Origin of the sequence: Qipengyuania sp. Mu-71, assembly GCF_036867055.1 — a bacterium.
Lineage (GTDB): Bacteria > Pseudomonadota > Alphaproteobacteria > Sphingomonadales > Sphingomonadaceae > Qipengyuania > Qipengyuania profunda.
This window is the reverse complement of the sequence record NZ_JBAJHR010000001.1, coordinates 2341726-2358981: the sequence shown is the minus strand read 5'-3', so window position 1 is coordinate 2358981 and position 17256 is coordinate 2341726. Positions and strand designations below refer to the sequence as shown.

The window sequence follows — 17256 nt, the reverse complement described above, 5'->3', positions numbered from 1 at the left end:
TTTGATTGTTTCATCCCAAGGTCCGATTTGAACGCGCAACCCCAATCGCTGCTCCTGCCCGACCCGCTGCCGCTCGATGGCGGCGCCGAACTGGCGCGTGTCGAGGTCGCATATGAGACCTATGGCACGCTGGCCGACGACGGATCGAATGCGATCCTGCTGTGCCATGCGCTGACCGGCGACCAGCATGTCGCCAGCGTGCATCCGGTGACCGGCAAGCCTGGCTGGTGGGAGCGCATGGTCGGTCCCGGCAAGCCGATCGACACCAACCGCTTCCATGTCATCTGCCCCAATGTGATCGGCAGCTGCATGGGCTCGACCGGTCCCGCCAGCGCAGCCGGCGACGGGCGGCCCTATGCGATGCGCTTCCCGGTCATCACCATCCGCGACATGGTCCGCGCGCATGTCGCGCTGCTCGATGTGCTGGGGATCGACCGGCTGCATGCAGTGGTCGGCGGGTCGATGGGCGGGATGCAGGCGTTGAGCCTTGCCGCGAACTGGCCCGAACGTACCGAGCGCGTGCTCGTCATCGCCTCGACCAGCCGCCATTCGGCGCAGAACATCGGTTTCCACGAATTGGGGCGGCAGGCGATCATGGCCGATCCGCGCTGGCAGGACGGCGACTATTACGGCGGCGAAGCGCCCGACAGCGGGCTCTCCGTGGCGCGGATGGCGGCGCATATCACCTATCTGTCCGAAGAGGCTCTGACTGCGAAGTTCGGGCGCAATCTGCAGGACCGCCCCGACGGGACGAAGGGCGCGAAGAGCTTCGGCTTCGACGCCGATTTCCAGGTCGAAAGCTATCTGCGCTACCAGGGCAGCGGCTTCACCCGGCGGTTCGACGCGAACAGCTATCTCTATATCACCCGCGCGATGGATTATTTCGATCTCGCCGAAGAGCATGGCGGACGGCTGGCCGATGCCTTCGCCGGGACCACCGCGCGCTTCTGCCTCGTCAGCTTCGACAGCGACTGGCTCTATCCGACAAGCGAGAGCCGCCATGTCGTCCATGCGCTCAATGCCGCGGGGGCCGCGGTGAGCTTTGTCGAACTGTCCGCCCCGCATGGCCATGACAGCTTCCTGCTCGATGTGCCTGCGCTCGACCGGGTCGTGCAGGGGTTCCTCGGATGAGCCTGCGCCCCGACCTTGCCGTGATCGCAGCGCATGTCACGCCGGGCAGCCGCGTGCTCGATATCGGCTGCGGCGACGGGGCGCTGATGCTCGCTTTGCGCGATCTGGGCTGTGATGTGCGCGGGATCGAGATAGACGGCGCCAGCGTCGAGCGCTGCGTGTCGCAGGGCCTGTCGGTGGTGCAGGGCGATGCCGATCGCGATCTGCACGATTACCCCGACAAGGGCTTCGACTATGCCGTGCTCAGCCAGACGCTGCAGACCGCAGTGCGGCCCGACCGGATGCTCGACGAGCTGCTGCGCGTGGGTACGCGCGCCTTTGTCAGCTTCCCCAATTTCGCGCATTGGCGCACGCGCGCCGCGCTGCTGGTCGGCGGGCGCATGCCGGTGACGCGCAGCATCCCGGTGAGCTGGTATGAAACGCAGAACATCCACCACGTCACGATCGCGGATTTCCGGGACCTCGCGCGTGAAAAATCCGCGACGATCGAACGCGACTGGTATTTTTCGCATCAGCGCCCGATCGCGCGCATCGGCGCCAATGCCCGCGCCGAATTCGCCGTATTCGAGCTGTCGCGCTAGGCGGGCTTCAGCCATGCACGGCGGGCGGGCACGCTCGGTGCTCCGCCGCCGCCGTGCTGCATCTTATGCCGGACGATGCAGACCGCAGATCTTGTGGCCGTCGAGATCGCGGAAATAGCAAAGGTGCAGCGCACCCATCGAACTTTCGCGCAGGCCCGGCGGGTCTTCGATGCTGGTGCCGCCCGCGGCGATCGCGGCATCATGCAGTTCCTTCACCTGTTCGGGCGAATCGCATTTGAAGCCGATGGTCATGCCATTAGCGCAGGTGGCCACCTCGCCGTCGATCGGCTGCGACAGCGCGAGCACGTCGCCGTCATGCATGAAGAATACGCGCTTGATTCCGCTGTTGAGCGTGTTGTCCATTGCCCCCTCGACACCGACGACCTTGAGCACCTTTTCGTAAAAGGCCTTCGATTTGTCGATATCGTTCGTGCCGATCATGATGTGGTTGAACATCGTATCTCTCTCCTGTGAGTTTCGTTTCGCCACCTTAATCACGCGCGGCATCGTGACAAGCGAGGATCGCATCTCGTCGCTTGCGGTTCAGCGCGGCGGGTATAGAAGCATGCCATGCACCTGCTTCTTGCCCCGCTCGCCCTGTCCTTCCTGCAAGCTGCGGGCGGTGCGCCGACTGCCGCCACCGAGCTCCCCGATCTGACGCTCGAACAGTCCAGTTCGCTGCGCTGTTCGGTCGCTTTCGGGCTGGTCCACCGCGCGCAGAACAGCGGCGACGAAGCGGCGGCGTCATATCCGGTCATGGCCGAGCGCGGACAGGAGTTCTTCGTCCGCACCACCGCGCAGTTGATGGACGAACTTGGGGCCAGCCGCGAGACCATCATGGGGCTGGTGATGCGCGAACACGCAGCGCTGAAGGAGAGCCCCGAACGGGTCGACGAGGTGATGCCAGCCTGTCTGTTGATGCTCGACGCCGCAGGGCTCTGACACCGCGTTCAGCACAGGGTCAGCGCCAGTGCGCCAGCTTGGCGGCCATTCGTTGATCGCCTCATCGATCGCTTCAGGGGCCCCCCATGCGTAACTTCATCCTGCCCGCCGCGCTTGCGGCCTGCACTCTGCCCGTGCCCGCGTTGGCGCAGGATGCGCCTGCTGCACCGCTGGCCGATCTGGGCGAGCAGATGCGCGATCCCGCCTATCAGCGCGACATGGCGCTGATGCTGCAGGCGATGACCGAAATCTTGCTCGACATGCCGATTGCACCGCTGGCGCAGGCCGCTGCCGAAATGGCGGGCGAGAAGACCCGTGACATCGATCCCGACCTGACCTTGCGCCGCGCCGTGCCGCAGGCGGACCGGGTGGGCGATGAGGTCGCCCGCACTGTCCCGCGCGCCATGCAGGCCGCGGGGACCATGGCGGAAGGCCTCGCTGCGATGGCACCGTTGCTGCGCGACATGGCGGGGCGGATGCGCGACGCCACTCCGCCGCGCAACTGATCCCCACGAAAATCAGCGAGAGCCCCCGGCACGCCAGTGGACGCGCCCCCGCGGCTTGTGGCAAGGCGACAGAATCCATGTGGCAGCTCTACCAATTCCCCCTTTGCCCGTTCAGCCGCAAGCTGCGCCTGCTGATGGGCGAGAAGAACATCGCCTACGAACTGGTGCGCGAATATCCGTGGGAGGGGCGCGACGAATTCTGGCACCTCAACCCGGCCGGACGCACGCCGGTCCTGCATGACCCGGCGCGCGGGGTCAGCCTGTCGGACAGCCAGGCGATCTGCGAATTCCTCGAAGAGACGGTCGAGCGTAGCCCGATGGTCAATGGCTCGGCCCTGCAGCGCGCGGAAATCCGCCGCCTGGTCGCGCTGTTTGACGAAAATCTCTATGCCGATGTAACCGGGCCGCTGCTGCACGAACGGATGAAGAAACGGCTGGTCCTGCGCCAGCCGCCCGATTCGCGCATGCTGCGCGAGACGATGAAGAATGCGCATGCGCATCTCGATTATATCGACTGGCTGGTCGACAACCGCCAATGGCTCGGCGGCGCTACTCTGAGCCTGGCGGACCTCGCCTGCGCGTCGCAGCTGTCGGTCGCCGACTATCTCGGCGGGATCGACTGGAAGGGCCACGACCAGACGCGGCACTGGTATTCGGTGATGAAAAGCCGTCCCAGCTTCCGCCCGCTGTTGAGCGAGAAGATGGAAGGCTTGCCGCCGCCGCCGCATTACGCGCTGGTCGACGCCTGACCGGCTACTTCTGGCACATGGGGCAGAACCAGGTGCTCCGCCCACCCTGCACGATCCGCCGGATAACGCCGCCATCCTCGCGGTGGCAGGCTTCGCCCTCGCGACCATAGACATGGAAGCGGGTGGCAAAATAGCCGAGATTGCCGTCGGGCTGCGCGAAGTCGCGCAGCGTCGAGCCGCCGTCTTCGATCGAGCGCGTGAGCACATCCTTGATCGCGGGGACGAGCCGCCTGAGCTGCGGCATGGTCACCTTGCCGCCCGCCTTGCGCGGGTGGATTCCGGCCTGCCACAGCGCTTCGCAGACATAGATATTGCCCAGCCCCGCCACGATCCGCTGGTCGAGCAACAGCAGCTTGATCGCCTGCTTACGGCCGCGCGTTGCGTCGCGCAGGTGTTCGGGCGTCAGCGCCTCGCCCAAAGGCTCGGGGCCAAGCGCGGCAAAGGGCGGCCACAGGTCGAGTTCGGGTTTCAGCAGCAAATCGACCGAGCCGAACCGGCGCGGATCGTTGAGTGCGAAGACATGGCCCTCGGTCGCGAGCACCAGATGGTCGTGCTTGTCCTCGTCCTCGGGATCGATCCGCCAGCGCCCGCTCATGCCGAGATGGAACACCATCGCATGATCGCGGTCGGTGTGGATCAGCCCGTATTTCGCGCGGCGCGAAAGACCCGAGACAGTCGCCCCGGTCAGCGCCTGTACCAGGTCGGGGGGAAAGGGGCGGCGCATGTCGGGCCGGTTGACGCGCACGCTGACGATCCGCTCGCCCTCGAGGAACCGGGCCAGCCCGCGCACGGTGGTTTCGACTTCTGGGAGCTCGGGCATGTCGAGTTTCGCGTAACAGCGGTTTCTCGTGGCGTCTATTCGCTCCCTTCGGTCGCTGCGCCCTGTTCCGTTCCACGCCCCCTCCCGGCCACCCACGGCACGGTATTCTATGGGTGGCCGGGAGGGGGCGTGGGACGGAACAGCAAGGGAAGCGCGGATGCGCTTCCCGCACCCGACAAAGACTCCTCCAACCCCCCTTTGCCCCGGCCACAATTCCCCCTAAGGCCCCCGCATGAGCGAAACCGTTTCCTTCGGCTACGAAGATATCGATGCCGCGGAAAAGACCGGCCGCGTGGGCGAGGTCTTTTCCAATGTTGCCGCCAAATACGATGTGATGAACGACGCCATGAGCGCGGGCATGCACCGGTTGTGGAAGGACCGTTTCGTCAAGCGGGTGAAGCCGCAGCCGGGCGAGACGATCCTCGACATGGCGGGCGGCACGGGCGACATCGCCTTCCGCATGGCCCAGCACGGCGCCAGCGTGACCGTGTCCGACATCAACCAGGACATGCTCGATGTCGGCATCGAACGCGCGATGGAACGCGGGATCGACGGCCTTGTCTGGTCGCGCCAGAATGCCGAGGAACTGAGCTTTTCCAGCCGCATCTTCGATGCCTATACGATCGCGTTCGGCATCCGCAACGTCACGCATATCGACCGCGCGCTGAAGGAAGCGCACCGCGTGCTCAAGTTTGGCGGGCGCTTCTACTGCCTCGAATTCAGCACTGTCGAATGGCCCGGTTTCAAGGAAGCCTACGACCTCTATTCGCACAAGCTGGTACCGCAGATCGGCAAGGCGATCGCCAATGACGAGGACAGCTATCGCTACCTCGTCGAATCGATCCGCCGCTTCCCCGACATGCCTGGATTCGAGCGCATGATCCGCGATGCGGGCTTCGAGAATACCCGTGTCGAGCCGATCATGGGCGGGCTCGTCGCGATCCACTCGGGGTGGAAGGTCTAAAGGGTGGCCAGACCCTCGACGCATATCCTGCGCCTGCTCAAGTGGGGCCGCACGCTGGCGCGCCACGGGGCGCTGCGCGGGATCGAGAACGATCCGAACACGCCGCCGCAGGTCAAGCGCCTCGCGCGGATTGCCCGTTTCGGCACGGTGCAGCCCAAAGAGCCCGACTATGCGGGCGCCTTTCGCGATATCGGCCCCGCCGCGATCAAGCTGGGGCAGACGCTGGCCACGCGGCCCGACCTCGTCGGCGAGGATGCCGCGCGCAACCTCCTGACCCTGCAGGACAATCTTCCCCCGGTCGATTTCGAGGAGATCAAGTCGAGCATCGAAGCCAGTTTCGAACAGCCGCTCGAGACGCTATGGGCCGATTTCGATCCCGTGCCGGTGGGGGCGGCGTCGATCGCGCAGGTCCACCGCGCGGTGACGAATGACGGCCGGCAGGTCGCGGTCAAGGTGCTGCGCCCCGGCGTGCGCGAACGCTTCGCGCGCGATATCGGCACTTATGAATGGGCCGCCGCGCATCTCGAACGCTTCGGCGGCGAAGCGGCGCGGCTGCGCCCGCGGCTGATCATCGCCAATTTCAAGCGCTGGACCAATCGCGAGCTCGATCTGCGGCGCGAAGCGGCCAGCGCGTCCGAACTGGCCGAGCATATGGTCGGCACGGCGGGCTATGACACTCCGGGGATCGACTGGGACCGCACCAATGGCCGCGTGCTGACGGTCGACTGGATCGATGGCATCAAGATCAGCGATGTCGCCGCGCTGAAGGCTGCGGGACACGATACCAAGGACCTCGCCAGCCGGTTGGTGCTCGCATTTCTCAAGCAGGCGATTGCGGCGGGTTTCTTCCACGCGGACATGCACCAGGGCAATCTGTTCGTGAAAGCCGACGGCACGATCGCCGCGATCGATTTCGGCATCATGGGGCGGATCGACCGCCGCGCGCGGATGTGGCTGGCGGAAATCCTCTACGGGCTGACGACGGGCAATTACAAACGCGTCGCCGAGATCCATTTCGAGGCGCAATACGTGCCCAGCTATCACAATGTCGACGAGTTCGCGACGGCGCTGCGCGCGGTAGGCGAGCCGATGCGCGGCAAGCCGGTGAGCGAACTTTCGGTCGGCCAGATGCTCGACGGGCTGTTCGCGATCACGCGCGATTTCGACATGCAGACGCAGCCGCACCTGCTGTTGCTGCAAAAGACCATGGTGATGGTCGAAGGCATCGCCACCCAGCTCGATCCCACGATCAACATGTGGGATGTCAGCGCGCCCTATGTACGCAGTTGGATCCGCGACGAGCTCGGTCCCGAAGCGGCGATCGCCGATCGCATCCGCGAGGATACTGCGACCTTCCTGCGGATTCCCGAACTGGTGCGCCGGATCGAGGACCGTTTCCCGCCCAAGGGCGGCGCGCCCGAGCCGCCCCCGCTTCCCGATATCGAATTGATGGGGGAAAGGCGCCGCCGCAAGGAGCATGATCGCGGCTGGCTGGGCTATGCCGTTGCGGCAGTGGCAGGGGGGCTCGCTACATGGGCAGCGATAACGCAGGGGTGGATCGGCTAGGCAGCGGCGGCGCGGTGCCCGCCTGGGACCGCTTCGCCCATTGGGGCGCATGGCCTGCGCGGGTGTTGCTCGCGCTGGCGGCGATCCTGCTGGTGCTCGCCGCGCTGACGCCATTGGCAGTCGATCGCGATGAGCCGGCAGCGCCCGCATCGAGTCCGGTGCAGGGCACACCGGCAGCCAGCACCGAACCCCCGCGCGACGACGATCTCGCCTTTTACGATACGGTGATCGAGCGGATCGCGCGCGGCGAGGCCTATTACGACTTCATCGTCGAGGAACAGCGCGCGCACGATTATCCCGTGCGCCCCGGCTTTGCCGTGCGCCTGCCGACGCTCGCCTATGTCCATGCATGGCTGGGCGAGGGGGGCATGATCGCGCTGGCAATCGCGCTGATGGCGGCGACCGTCTGGGCATGGTGGCGGCGGCTGGGCGAAGAACCCGGCGGCCTGCGGATGCGCCGGGTCGGCGCCGCGCTGATGCTGATGGGCGCATCGCTCGGCCTCAACCGCTATTACTTCGTCCTGCACGAGCTATGGGCGGGAATGCTGGTGGCGCTGGCTTTCGGGCTTCATCGGCCGGGGCGCTGGGGCTGGTCGCTGGTGGTCGCGGCGCTGGCGCTGGCGATCCGCGAACATGCGCTGCCGTTCGTGCTGTTGCTGGGGGCAATGGCCGTGTGGCGCCGCGACTGGAAGGAAGCCGCGGCATGGGGCGCGCTGGTCGCAGTCTTCCTCGGCGCGATGGCGTGGCATTGGACGCAGCTTGCGCCGCAGATCGCGCCGGGCGATCCCGCCAGCCCCGACTGGCTGGTGCTGCGCGGGCTGTCGGGCTGGCTTGGCAATATCGTGCTGAGTTCGAACCTGCGCTTCTTGCCGCATGCCATCGCGGGTCCGCTGGTCGTGCTGATGGTGCTCGGCTGGGCGGGGTGGAAATCGCCCGCAGGGACCACGGGCACTTTGCTCTACCTTGGCTATGGCCTCGCCTTCATGCTCGCCGGGCGGGCGAACAATTTCTACTGGGGCGCGGTGGTCGCGCCGGCCATGTTCATCGGTCTCGCTTTCCTGCCGATGGCGTTGTCCTCGCTGCTGCGCTCCGCGCGGGGGCGGGCATGACCTTGCCCGCACGGCCGCTGTCGCGCCTGCCGCGCTGGGCGGCGCTGGCGCTGGTATTGGTGACGCTGCTTGCCGCTGTGTGGAACAGCTTTGCGCTGGAAATGCGCAACACTGCGCATGAGGCGGATGTCGCCGAGCGGCTTGGCCGCGGCGAGCGGGTCGATATGGACCTCTACCGCGCAGTCAATGCGCGTGTTGCCGCTGGCGAGGGTTACTATGCGGCGGCGGCGATCGAGCATCGCAGCTTCGCCATGCCCACCAGCCCCTTCGTGACCGTGCGCACGCCCGTGCTGGCGTGGACCAGTGCGCTATGGGGTGAAGACGGCTGGCGGATCATCGCGGTGGTCCTGTGGGCCGCCAATATCCTCGCCTGGTTCGTGGCCTTGCGCGATCGGGGGCGGTTCGAAGGATTGGCGGGGGCGGGCCTTGCCGGTCTGTTCGGTATGGTCGCGTTTATCGCCGATATCCCGTTCAGCCATGAAATCCTCGCCGGGATGATGCTGTCGCTCGCGCTGGCGCTTGCCGCGCGCAATGCCCCGATAGCCGGGCTCCTGCTCGCGACCTGCGCGGTGGCGCTGCGCGAACTGGCGCTGCCTTTCCTGCTCGCGTGGGGCGCGGTTGCACTGGTGGCGCAAGACCGGCGACAGGCGCGCGCGATCGCCGTGGTTCTCGCGCTGCTCGCGCTCGGACTGACGCTGCATGCTGCAGCGGTGGCGAATATCCGCCAGCCCGGCGATCTCGTGTCCTCCGGGTGGCACGGGCTGCTCGGCCCCGCCTTGCCGCTCTACGGCATCCATATCTCCACCCTGCTGCAGACACTCCCCACCTGGATCGCGGGACCGCTGGGCGTGCTGCCACTGCTCGGCTGGTTTGCCGCGGGCGGCAGGCTGGGCGCGCTGGCCAGCCTGTGGTTCGCCGGCTTCATCGCCGCCGCCGCGATTTTTGCGCGGCAGGAGAACCTTTACTGGATGGGGCTGTTCATTCCCGCCTACGGGGTCGGCCTCGCCTTCCTGCCGCGCGCTGTCGCCGATCTCGCCGCCGCGCTCAGGCGTCCCTCTTCGGCCAGCCCCAGGCCCGCATCGCCAGGACGATGACGAGGCAGTGGAACGCCTCCACGCCTACTGGCACGATCCAGCCCTCATAGGGGCCCTGCGCCACCAGATTGATAAGGCGACCGGTCAACGCGATGCCGAACAGGCCGAGCGCGGGCAGCATCACGTCGCCGCGCCGCTTCCACGCGCCCCAGGCGAGCGACAAGGCCGTGACATAGAAGAACGCGGTCATATCCCCGCGCAGCGTCGATTCGCCGTGCGTCGTGACGATCGCAATGCCGAAATCGGCCGCCGCACTGTCCGGGTCGACCAGGAAGCTCGTCCCCAGCACCAGGTCGAGTATCGCCAGCGCGAGTAGTATCGCGCTTAGAATCACATGCATCGGAACCTCCCCCGTTTCCGTTTTTTTCACCTCGTAAGGTTAAGGTGTAATGGGAAAAACGCCAGCGCAACCCGCTGGCCATGATCGATGGGGGGCGCTAGCAAGCGCAGCGATGACACAATGGGTATCCATTCGCCGATCCGCGCGGACCCGCGCGAGCATGCCTCAAGCCGCAGGGCGCACCGCATGAGCGGTCCGCGGATCCTGCTCGTCATCGGCGGGGGCATCGCGGCCTACAAGGCGTGCGAGCTTGTTCGCCTGATCCGCAAGGCGGGCGGCGAGGTGACCTGCGTGCTGACCGAAGGCGGCCAGCAATTCGTCACTCCGATGGCGCTCGCCGCGCTGAGCGAGAACAAGGTCTATACCTCGCTGTTCGATCTCAAAGACGAGGTCGAGATGGGTCATATCCAGCTTAGCCGCGAGGCCGATCTGGTGGTCGTATGCCCCGCCACCGCCGATATGCTGGCGAAAATGGCGGCGGGCATTGCCGACGATCTGGCGACCACGCTGATCCTCGCCACCGACAAGCCGGTGCTGACCGTTCCGGCGATGAATGTGAAGATGTGGGAACACCACGCGACCCAGCGCAATGCCGATTGGCTGCGGCAGGCGGGCGTCGCGGTGATGGATCCCGACGAAGGTCCGATGGCCTGCGGGGAATTCGGTCCCGGGCGGATGCCCGAACCGCCCGCGATTCTCGGCCGCATCGCCGCGGAACTCGATCTCGATATCGAAATGCCCGAACTGGCCCCGCCTGCAGCCGCACAGCTCGCCGCGCCGGAGGCGCAGGCGCCTGTGGGCGATGTCCTCACGGCGCGCGAACCCGAAGCGGAAGCGGAGGTCGAGGAGCAGGCCGAAGCTGACACCGAAGCCGATGGCGACGAGGGCGAAGCCGAACAGGGCGGCGGCGGGCTGGGCGAACTGCTCTCGATGATCATCCCGCGCTCGACCGAGCAGCGCAGCCATGACGAGATCGAGGCCGATCTCGAAGCCGAGCCAGAATCCGAAGCCGAACCGGAGCCGGATATGCCCGGTCCGCAGGATCCGCTCGACGTGCCTATCCCCGAGGGCGCCGATGCCGGGCCGATCCTTGCCAAGAAGGGCAAGGCGTCGTCCGCCCCGCCGACCGATCCCGCAGCGCTCGGTTTCGATCCGGCGGCGCAGGAAGCGCGCGCCATGCCGCAGCAGATCGCCAATGATGTGCAGACCGCGGAAATTGCCTTCGACGATTCGCCGCTGGCCGGGCAGGCCGCCTTCGATCCCGATCCCGAGCACCGCCCGCTTTACGGCAAGCATGTGCTGATCACCGCCGGGCCGACGCATGAACCGATCGATCCGGTGCGCTATATCGCCAACCGGTCGAGCGGAAAGCAGGGCTTTTCGATTGCCGCGATGGCCGCTGCCGCCGGTGCGCGGGTCACGCTGATCGCGGGACCGGTGCATTTGCCCACACCGGTGGGCGTCGACCGCGTCGATGTCGAAACCGCCGAAGATATGGCCGAAGAAGTGCGCCGCGCATTGCCGGTCGATATCGCCTTCATGGTCGCCGCGGTCGCCGACTGGAAGAGCCGCCATGTCGCGGGCGAGAAGATGAAGAAGCGCGGCTCCGCACCGCCCGCGCTGATCCTGGCGGAGAACCCCGATATCCTCGCGGGCACTGCGGCAGGGCGCAAGCGGCCGACCTTGCTGATCGGGTTCGCCGCCGAGACCGAGAATGTGATCGAAAACGCCAAGTCGAAGCGCAAGCGCAAGGGCGCCGACTGGATCATCGCCAACAATGTCTCGAGCAATGAAGGCAACAGCGTGATGGGCGGCGATCTCAACCAGGTCCATATCGTCACGTCCGGCGGGGTCGAAAGCCTGCCCGAAATGCCCAAGGAAGACGTCGCGCGCGAACTGGTGCGTCGCGCCGCTGCCGCGCTCGCCCCCGTCGAGGACGACCATGACTGATCCCGTCGGTGTGCGTCTCAAACGCTTGCCGCATGGCGAGGGGCTGGCCCTGCCCGCCTATGCCACCAGCGGTGCGGCGGGGATGGATGTGCTCGCAGCCGAAGATTGCGTGATCGCGCCTGGCCAGCGGCATGCGGTGGCCACCGGTCTCGCCGTGGCAATCCCGCAAGGGTACGAAATCCAGGTGCGCCCGCGTTCGGGCCTCGCGCTGAAACACGGCATCACCGTGCCCAACACGCCGGGCACGATCGACAGCGATTATCGCGGCGAGCTCAAGGTAATCCTGATCAATCACGGCGCCGGCGACTTTGCGATCCAGCGCGGCGACCGGATAGCGCAGCTGGTCCTTGCGCCGGTCACGCAGGCCGCGTGGGAAGAAGTCAGCGAACTGGACACCACCACGCGCGGCGCGGGCGGGTTCGGTTCCACCGGCGGTCACGCCAAACTCGCCTGACCCGCGCATGAAAAAGGGCGGCCCGATCCGGAACCGCCCTCTCTCGTATCATCCCGTCCGGGAAGCTATCGTCAGTCTTCAATCCGGCGCACGGTGGTCTTTTCCGGCGCGATCGAGATGCGCACCGTTTCGCCCGAATTGCCGGGGAAGTCGGTGAACATCGCTTCGACCAGGTTCGGCACCAGATATTGCAGCCGGTTCGAGGTCGAGACGGCCTGCGCCTCGCCTTCGAACAGGCGCTCGCCGGTGGCCGCGCGGTCGATCTTCAGATCGATGCCGCTGGTATAGACGGTGTAGCTGCGCACTTCGGGCCCGCCGAACCACGGATCGTTGAAGCCGTAGCCCCAATGGCTGCCGTAATAGCGCGGGCTGTAATAGCCCGGACGCGCGCGGTAGCCGCGTGCGGTGTAGCCGTACCAGGGCGAATAGAACGGATCGCGGAAGCCCGTCGAACGCACGCGCTCGCGGCCCTTGTCGACCGTGTAGTCGAACCGCACCAGCAGTGATGCGTCATCGACCGAAGCCGCCTGCGAATAGCCGAGGCGCGTCATCTGCGCTTCGACGAGATCGGCATATTGCGCGAATTCGAGCCCGCCGGCGAGCGCCGGGTCATCGGCAACCACGGCATAGCTTTCGCCCTGCGGGGCGGGCAGCTGCGACTGGAAGCGCGAAACATCCGCTTTGAACGGGGTGGCACAGGCTGCAAGGCCCGCGAGGATCATGGGAACGGAGGCGAGCTTGAGTTTGCGCCCCCAACCCTGTTTCAGGTTGGTCATACTCAATACCTTTCGAGTAACGGGCGGGGAATACACGATTTTCCACGCCCGTGCAGCCCGCCAATCTGCCGCGCTGGATTAGCGGCGAATGTCCGGGGATTTAGCGGTACGTCGATGAACCCGGATTGAATATCCCGATTCACATATGTTGCACCGGTGCGCGCGTCAGCGAACCAGGCCGAGCGCGGTGTAAGCCGCATCGAGCGTCGGGCGGCCCAGCTCGCGCGCATGGCTGGCACCGCGCGCAAGGATCGCATCGAGCGCCTCGCGATCGCCGAGCAGCTCGTTGAAGCGCGTCGAGATCGGACGCAGCGTCTCGACCAGCAATTCGCCCAACGCGGGCTTGAATTTGCCAAAGCCTTCGCCGCCGAACTCGCCCAGCACCGCATCGACCGTCTTATCGGTGACTGCGGCATAGATGGTCACCAGGTTCAGCGCTTCGGGTCGGCCGACCAGGCCCTTGGCCTCGCTCGGCAGCGGTTCGGGGTCGGTCTTGGCCTTCTTGACCTTCTTCATTACCGTGTCGGCGTCGTCGGCAAGCTCGATCCGGCTCATTTCGGAGGGGTCGGATTTGCTCATCTTCTTCGACCCGTCACGCAGGCTCATGATCCGCGCAGCCTGCGGCGGAGTGATCGCTTCGGGCAGGGTGAAGACCGGCGCATCCTCGCTGGCGAAATCGTTGTTGAACTTCTGCGCGATGTCGCGCGCCAGCTCGAGATGCTGTTTCTGGTCCTCGCCCACGGGCACATGTGTGGTTTGATAGAGCAGGACGTCGGCGGCCTGCAGGACGGGATAGCCGAACAGCGCGACCGACTGGCCTTCGCGGTTCTTGCCCGCCTTGTCCTTCCACTGCGTCATGCGGTTGAGCCAGCCCATCCGCGCGGTGCCGTTGAGCAGCCATTGCAGCTCGGCATGCGCGGGCACCTGTGCCTGGTTGAACAATACGCTGCGCTGCGGGTCGATCCCGCAGGCGACAACCGCCGCGGCCATTTCGAGCGTGGCCTTGTGCAGCTCGGCCGGGGTGTGCGGCATGGAAATGGCGTGCATATCGGCGAGGAAGAACAGGCATTGTTCGCCGTCCTTCATCTCGTCCTGCATGCGCACCCAATTGCGGATCGCCCCGAGGTAATTGCCGAGGTGGAGATTGCCGGTGGGCTGGATGCCGGAGACTACCCGCATTTCAGGGCGCATGAATTCTCTCAATCAAGTTCAGGTCTGGCGGCGCAGCAGCCGGGCGATCGTGTCCCGGTCGAGGACCCCCAGAAGGAAGGCCGCGATGCCGTAGACCGCGCTGCCCGTCAATGTCACCGCGGCAATCCCGCCAGTGCGTTCGAGCACCGTGCCGTCGAACCACGGATCGAGCGGGTCCATCAGCAGCCACAGCGCCGCCCCCATCGCCAGCGCGGCGATGGCGATCCGCACGATGCGCCCCGCGATCCGCGTGGGCAGGCGGAAATAGCCCCGCCGCGCAAGGATCGCATAGAGCAGCGCGACATTGCACCATGCGCCGATCGATCCCGCTATCGCCAGCGCCAGCACGCCAAGACGCGGGACCAGCAGGATGTTGAGCCCCACCGTGATCACCAGCGAGACCGCGGCAGTGAAAACCGGGGTGCGGGTGTCCTTGCGCGCGAAGAAATTGGGCGTCAGCACCTTGACCAGCACATAGGCAGGCAGGCCGATGACCAGCCCGCTGACCACCGTGCCGGTAATCATCGCGTCTTCCACGCTGAACGCGCCGCCGGCGAAGAACACGCGGGTGAAGGCGCTTCCCGCAACGAACAGCGCGACCGCGGCCGGCACGGTCAGCAGCATCGCCAGTTCGATCGCATTCGATTGCAGGCGCTGCGCCTCGGCATCTTCGGAGCGCGCGAGATAACGCGACAGCGCGGGCAGGATCGCGGTGCCCAGCGCGATGCCGATGATGCCCAGCGGCAACTGGTTCCAACGGTCGGCCATTGCGAGATAGGTATAGCTGCCGACCTGCAGCGTGGAGAGGAAGAACAGGTCGACGAAGCGGCTGATCTGGTAGATCCCCGCGCCGAACACTGCGGGCACGATCAATATGCCCAGCTCCTTCACCCCCGGCGACACGCGCGGCAGAACCATGCGGATGCGGAAGCCCGCGCGGTGCATCCAGAACGACAGCCAAACCAGCTGGAGCAGCCCCGACGCGCTGAGCGCGACCGATTGCCAGAAGGCGGTTTCGCGCCGCGCCATCACGCCTTCGCCGAGCGAGGCGCCATAGAGCAGCGCGGCGATCAGGCAGAGGTTGAGCAGGATCGGTGCCGCCGCCGCCGCGGCAAAGCGCGAGAGCGAATTGAGCACTGCGGCGACCAGCGTCGCGAGGCTCATGAACAGCAGGTAGGGGAAGGTGATCTGCGCCATCATCACCGCGATCGGCAAGGCCTCGGGATCGCGTTCGAGCCCCTCGGGCGCGAAATAGGCGACCACCCATGGCATCACCATCATCGCGATCGCGCCGAACACGATCAGGATCGGCAGCAGGATCGACAGCACGCTTTCGGCAAAGCGCTGCGCTTCGCTTCGCCCTTCGACCATGCGCCGGTTGAACAGCGGCACGAAGGCGCTGGCGAAGGCGCCCTCGGCAAACAGCCGGCGGAAGATATTGGGCAGCATGAACGCGAGCTGCCACGCATCGCCCATCGGCGTCGCGCCCAGCACGCGCGCGACCAGAATGTCGCGCACGAAGCCGAACACGCGGCTGACCGCGGTCAGCCCGCCGATCGTCCCGACGTTCTTGAGCAGGCTCACGCGTCAGAGCCCCGGCTGCGGTTCAGCGCCCTATGCCTCGCCGGCGGGCGGGATCGCGCCTTCGCCCTGCTGCTGTTCCTGCGCGCGCGCGGCCAGCTGCTGCTGGTAGAGCGCACCGAAATCCATCGGATCGAGCATCAGCGGCGGGAAGCCGGCATCGCGGCTGGCATCGGCAATCACGCGGCGGGCGAAGGGGAACAGGATGCGCGGCGCTTCGGCGAACAGGAACGCATGAGCGTGCTCGTCCGGCAGGTTGCGCATGCCCATCAACCCGCAATAGTCGAGGTCGATGAGGTAGAGATTGCCCTGGCTGGTCTTGGCGGTGCAGGTCACCTTGAGCGTGACTTCATGGACATCGTCGGCGACCTTGTCGGCGGCGATATTGACCTGCACGTCGAGCTGCGGCTGCTCGGTCCACTGGAAGCAGGCCGGGGCGTTCGGGTTCTCGACCGAAAGGTCCTTGATATATTGCGAGATCACGCCTGCGCTGGGCTGCGTGTCGGCCCCATTGGCGCCGGCTGCGGGATCCATGTTGAGGTCGGTGAGAACGTCGCCTTCGTCGGCCATGAGAATTCGCTTTCCAATTATCCGATTTTGCTGGTCGCGCGCGCTGCCATGGGCCGCGCCGGACCGTCGGTGCGCGCGACTAGCACTGTCGGGCGCGCGTAGCAATCCGCAGCCCGCGACCGCACGCCGGGCGGCGTCCCGTTCATCGCAGGACCATTGTCGGTTTGTATTTCTTTCCTATCTAGGGCAGGACAAATGTTGGACTGCCGGGGGCGTTGCCGCCGGAATGAAGTTGGGAAGCAGGTTATTACCGTGATCACCGAGATCGTTATCCTCGCCATGATCGCCGCCTTTCTCGGGCTGCGGCTCTATTCGGTGCTCGGCCGCCGGTCGGAGCACGAGGAAGAGGCGATTCCGCACCGCTTCGAACGCAGCGATACCCCGCCGCAGGCAGACAATGCGCCGCGCGCGGTCCGTCAGCCGGTGGTGCTGCGCGCGGGCGACAACCGCGCCCCGGCCAATGAAGCGGGCATCCGCGCGATTGCCGCCGCCGAACCGGGCTTCGACCTGCTCGGCTTCCTCGACGGGGCGAAGAGCGCTTATGGCGTGATCCTCGAAGCCTTCTGGAAGGGCGACAAGGACACGCTGCGCCAGCTGACCGATGACGATGTCTATGACAGCTTCGCCGGTGCGATCGACGCGCGCGAGGCAGCGGGCGAAACGCTAGACAACCGCCTTATCCGGATCGAGGATGCGACCGTGCGATCGGCCGAACTCGATGGCCGTACCGCGCGCATCGCGGTATTGTTCGTCGCCGATATCGCTGCCGTGACACGCGACAGCGACGGCACCGTCATCGCCGGTTCGCTCGACGATGCGATCGAAAGCCGCGACGTGTGGACTTTCAGTCGCCATGTCGGTGCCGCCAATCCCAACTGGATCCTCGACGAGACCGACGAGGGCTGACGCTCCGCGCAACCCGGGGAGGGATA

The 17256-nt window shown here is 66.1% G+C and carries 19 protein-coding genes; 12 read left to right on the top strand and 7 right to left on the bottom strand.

Going from position 1 to position 17256, the window contains the following annotated elements; genetic code table 11:
• The first annotated feature begins 27 nt into the window (after positions 1–27).
• Together metX and metW are read left to right on the top strand one after the other, a co-directional pair.
• Positions 28–1131 carry a homoserine O-acetyltransferase MetX gene (gene metX, locus V6B15_RS11520; RefSeq protein WP_334201257.1) on the top strand — a complete coding sequence of 368 codons (1104 nt, stop codon included), beginning with the start codon at positions 28–30 and terminating at the stop codon, positions 1129–1131.
• Positions 1128–1712, top strand: a complete 585-nt coding sequence (gene metW / locus V6B15_RS11515) for a methionine biosynthesis protein MetW (protein WP_253520184.1) — start codon at positions 1128–1130, stop codon at positions 1710–1712. Before metX ends, metW begins: the two co-directional genes overlap by 4 nt.
• 63 nt (positions 1713–1775) lie before the next feature.
• Here the strand turns inward: metW and V6B15_RS11510 are convergent, their stop codons facing one another.
• A complete protein-coding gene (locus V6B15_RS11510; protein ID WP_334201256.1) occupies positions 1776–2168 on the bottom strand; it encodes a VOC family protein in 393 nt (130 codons plus the stop codon).
• A gap of 114 nt (positions 2169–2282) precedes the next feature.
• Between V6B15_RS11510 and V6B15_RS11505 the strand changes: the two genes are divergently transcribed.
• The 3 genes from V6B15_RS11505 to V6B15_RS11495 all read left to right on the top strand — a co-directional run bounded on the left by V6B15_RS11505 (position 2283) and on the right by V6B15_RS11495 (position 3909).
• Positions 2283–2654, top strand: a complete 372-nt coding sequence (locus tag V6B15_RS11505; RefSeq protein ID WP_334201255.1) for a hypothetical protein — start codon at positions 2283–2285, stop codon at positions 2652–2654.
• Between the two features lie 86 nt (positions 2655–2740).
• Positions 2741–3160, top strand: a complete 420-nt coding sequence (locus V6B15_RS11500; RefSeq protein ID WP_334201254.1) for a hypothetical protein — start codon at positions 2741–2743, stop codon at positions 3158–3160.
• 77 nt (positions 3161–3237) lie between these two features.
• Positions 3238–3909 carry a glutathione S-transferase family protein gene (locus V6B15_RS11495; protein WP_253520175.1) on the top strand — a complete coding sequence of 224 codons (672 nt, stop codon included), beginning with the start codon at positions 3238–3240 and terminating at the stop codon, positions 3907–3909.
• 4 nt (positions 3910–3913) lie between these two features.
• Here the strand turns inward: V6B15_RS11495 and mutM are convergent, their stop codons facing one another.
• Positions 3914–4729: a bifunctional DNA-formamidopyrimidine glycosylase/DNA-(apurinic or apyrimidinic site) lyase gene (gene mutM, locus V6B15_RS11490; RefSeq protein WP_334201253.1), complete on the bottom strand. Its 816-nt coding sequence runs from the start codon at positions 4727–4729 to the stop codon at positions 3914–3916.
• A gap of 232 nt (positions 4730–4961) precedes the next feature.
• On the opposite strand from mutM, the gene V6B15_RS11485 reads away from it, so the two are divergent.
• Genes V6B15_RS11485 through V6B15_RS11470 form a run of 4 tightly spaced genes read left to right on the top strand, consistent with a single transcriptional unit; the run spans position 4962 to position 9462 of the window.
• Positions 4962–5693, top strand: coding sequence for a class I SAM-dependent methyltransferase (locus V6B15_RS11485; RefSeq protein ID WP_253520163.1), 732 nt, complete (start codon positions 4962–4964; stop codon positions 5691–5693).
• A gap of 3 nt (positions 5694–5696) precedes the next feature.
• Positions 5697–7259 carry a 2-polyprenylphenol 6-hydroxylase gene (gene ubiB / locus V6B15_RS11480; protein ID WP_334201252.1) on the top strand — a complete coding sequence of 521 codons (1563 nt, stop codon included), beginning with the start codon at positions 5697–5699 and terminating at the stop codon, positions 7257–7259.
• Positions 7226–8368 (top strand): hypothetical protein, encoded by a 1143-nt coding sequence (locus tag V6B15_RS11475; RefSeq protein WP_334201251.1) that lies wholly within the window; start codon positions 7226–7228, stop codon positions 8366–8368. Before ubiB ends, V6B15_RS11475 begins: the two co-directional genes overlap by 34 nt.
• On the top strand, positions 8365–9462 hold the full coding sequence (locus V6B15_RS11470; protein WP_334201250.1) for a hypothetical protein: 1098 nt from the start codon (positions 8365–8367) through the stop codon (positions 9460–9462). The genes V6B15_RS11475 and V6B15_RS11470 overlap by 4 nt, the downstream gene beginning before the upstream one ends.
• Here the strand turns inward: V6B15_RS11470 and V6B15_RS11465 are convergent.
• Positions 9413–9802 carry a hypothetical protein gene (locus V6B15_RS11465; protein ID WP_334201249.1) on the bottom strand — a complete coding sequence of 130 codons (390 nt, stop codon included), beginning with the start codon at positions 9800–9802 and terminating at the stop codon, positions 9413–9415. The two genes, V6B15_RS11470 and V6B15_RS11465, sit on opposite strands and share 50 nt — an antisense overlap.
• 186 nt (positions 9803–9988) lie before the next feature.
• On the opposite strand from V6B15_RS11465, the gene V6B15_RS11460 reads away from it, so the two are divergent.
• Both V6B15_RS11460 and dut read left to right on the top strand, forming a co-directional pair.
• Positions 9989–11752: a bifunctional phosphopantothenoylcysteine decarboxylase/phosphopantothenate synthase gene (locus tag V6B15_RS11460; RefSeq protein ID WP_334201248.1), complete on the top strand. Its 1764-nt coding sequence runs from the start codon at positions 9989–9991 to the stop codon at positions 11750–11752.
• Positions 11745–12206 carry a dUTP diphosphatase gene (gene dut, locus V6B15_RS11455; protein WP_334201247.1) on the top strand — a complete coding sequence of 154 codons (462 nt, stop codon included), beginning with the start codon at positions 11745–11747 and terminating at the stop codon, positions 12204–12206. The genes V6B15_RS11460 and dut overlap by 8 nt, the downstream gene beginning before the upstream one ends.
• 71 nt (positions 12207–12277) lie before the next feature.
• On the opposite strand, the gene V6B15_RS11450 is transcribed toward dut, so the two are convergent.
• From V6B15_RS11450 to secB, 4 genes are all read right to left on the bottom strand, one after another.
• The gene (locus tag V6B15_RS11450; RefSeq protein WP_334201246.1) at positions 12278–12982 is read right to left on the bottom strand and encodes a DUF4136 domain-containing protein; all 705 of its coding nucleotides are present in this window, start codon (positions 12980–12982) and stop codon (positions 12278–12280) included.
• 165 nt (positions 12983–13147) lie between these two features.
• Positions 13148–14161 (bottom strand): tryptophan--tRNA ligase, encoded by a 1014-nt coding sequence (gene trpS / locus V6B15_RS11445; protein ID WP_334201245.1) that lies wholly within the window; start codon positions 14159–14161, stop codon positions 13148–13150.
• Positions 14162–14191: 30 nt separating this feature from the next.
• Positions 14192–15757: a murein biosynthesis integral membrane protein MurJ gene (gene murJ, locus V6B15_RS11440; protein WP_334201244.1), complete on the bottom strand. Its 1566-nt coding sequence runs from the start codon at positions 15755–15757 to the stop codon at positions 14192–14194.
• A 30-nt stretch (positions 15758–15787) separates the two neighbouring features.
• Positions 15788–16324 (bottom strand): protein-export chaperone SecB, encoded by a 537-nt coding sequence (gene secB / locus V6B15_RS11435; protein WP_253520134.1) that lies wholly within the window; start codon positions 16322–16324, stop codon positions 15788–15790.
• A gap of 252 nt (positions 16325–16576) precedes the next feature.
• On the opposite strand from secB, the gene V6B15_RS11430 reads away from it, so the two are divergent.
• Entirely contained in the window at positions 16577–17230 is a 654-nt protein-coding gene (locus V6B15_RS11430) for a Tim44/TimA family putative adaptor protein (protein ID WP_334201243.1), read from the top strand.
• The last annotated feature ends 26 nt before the right edge of the window (positions 17231–17256 follow it).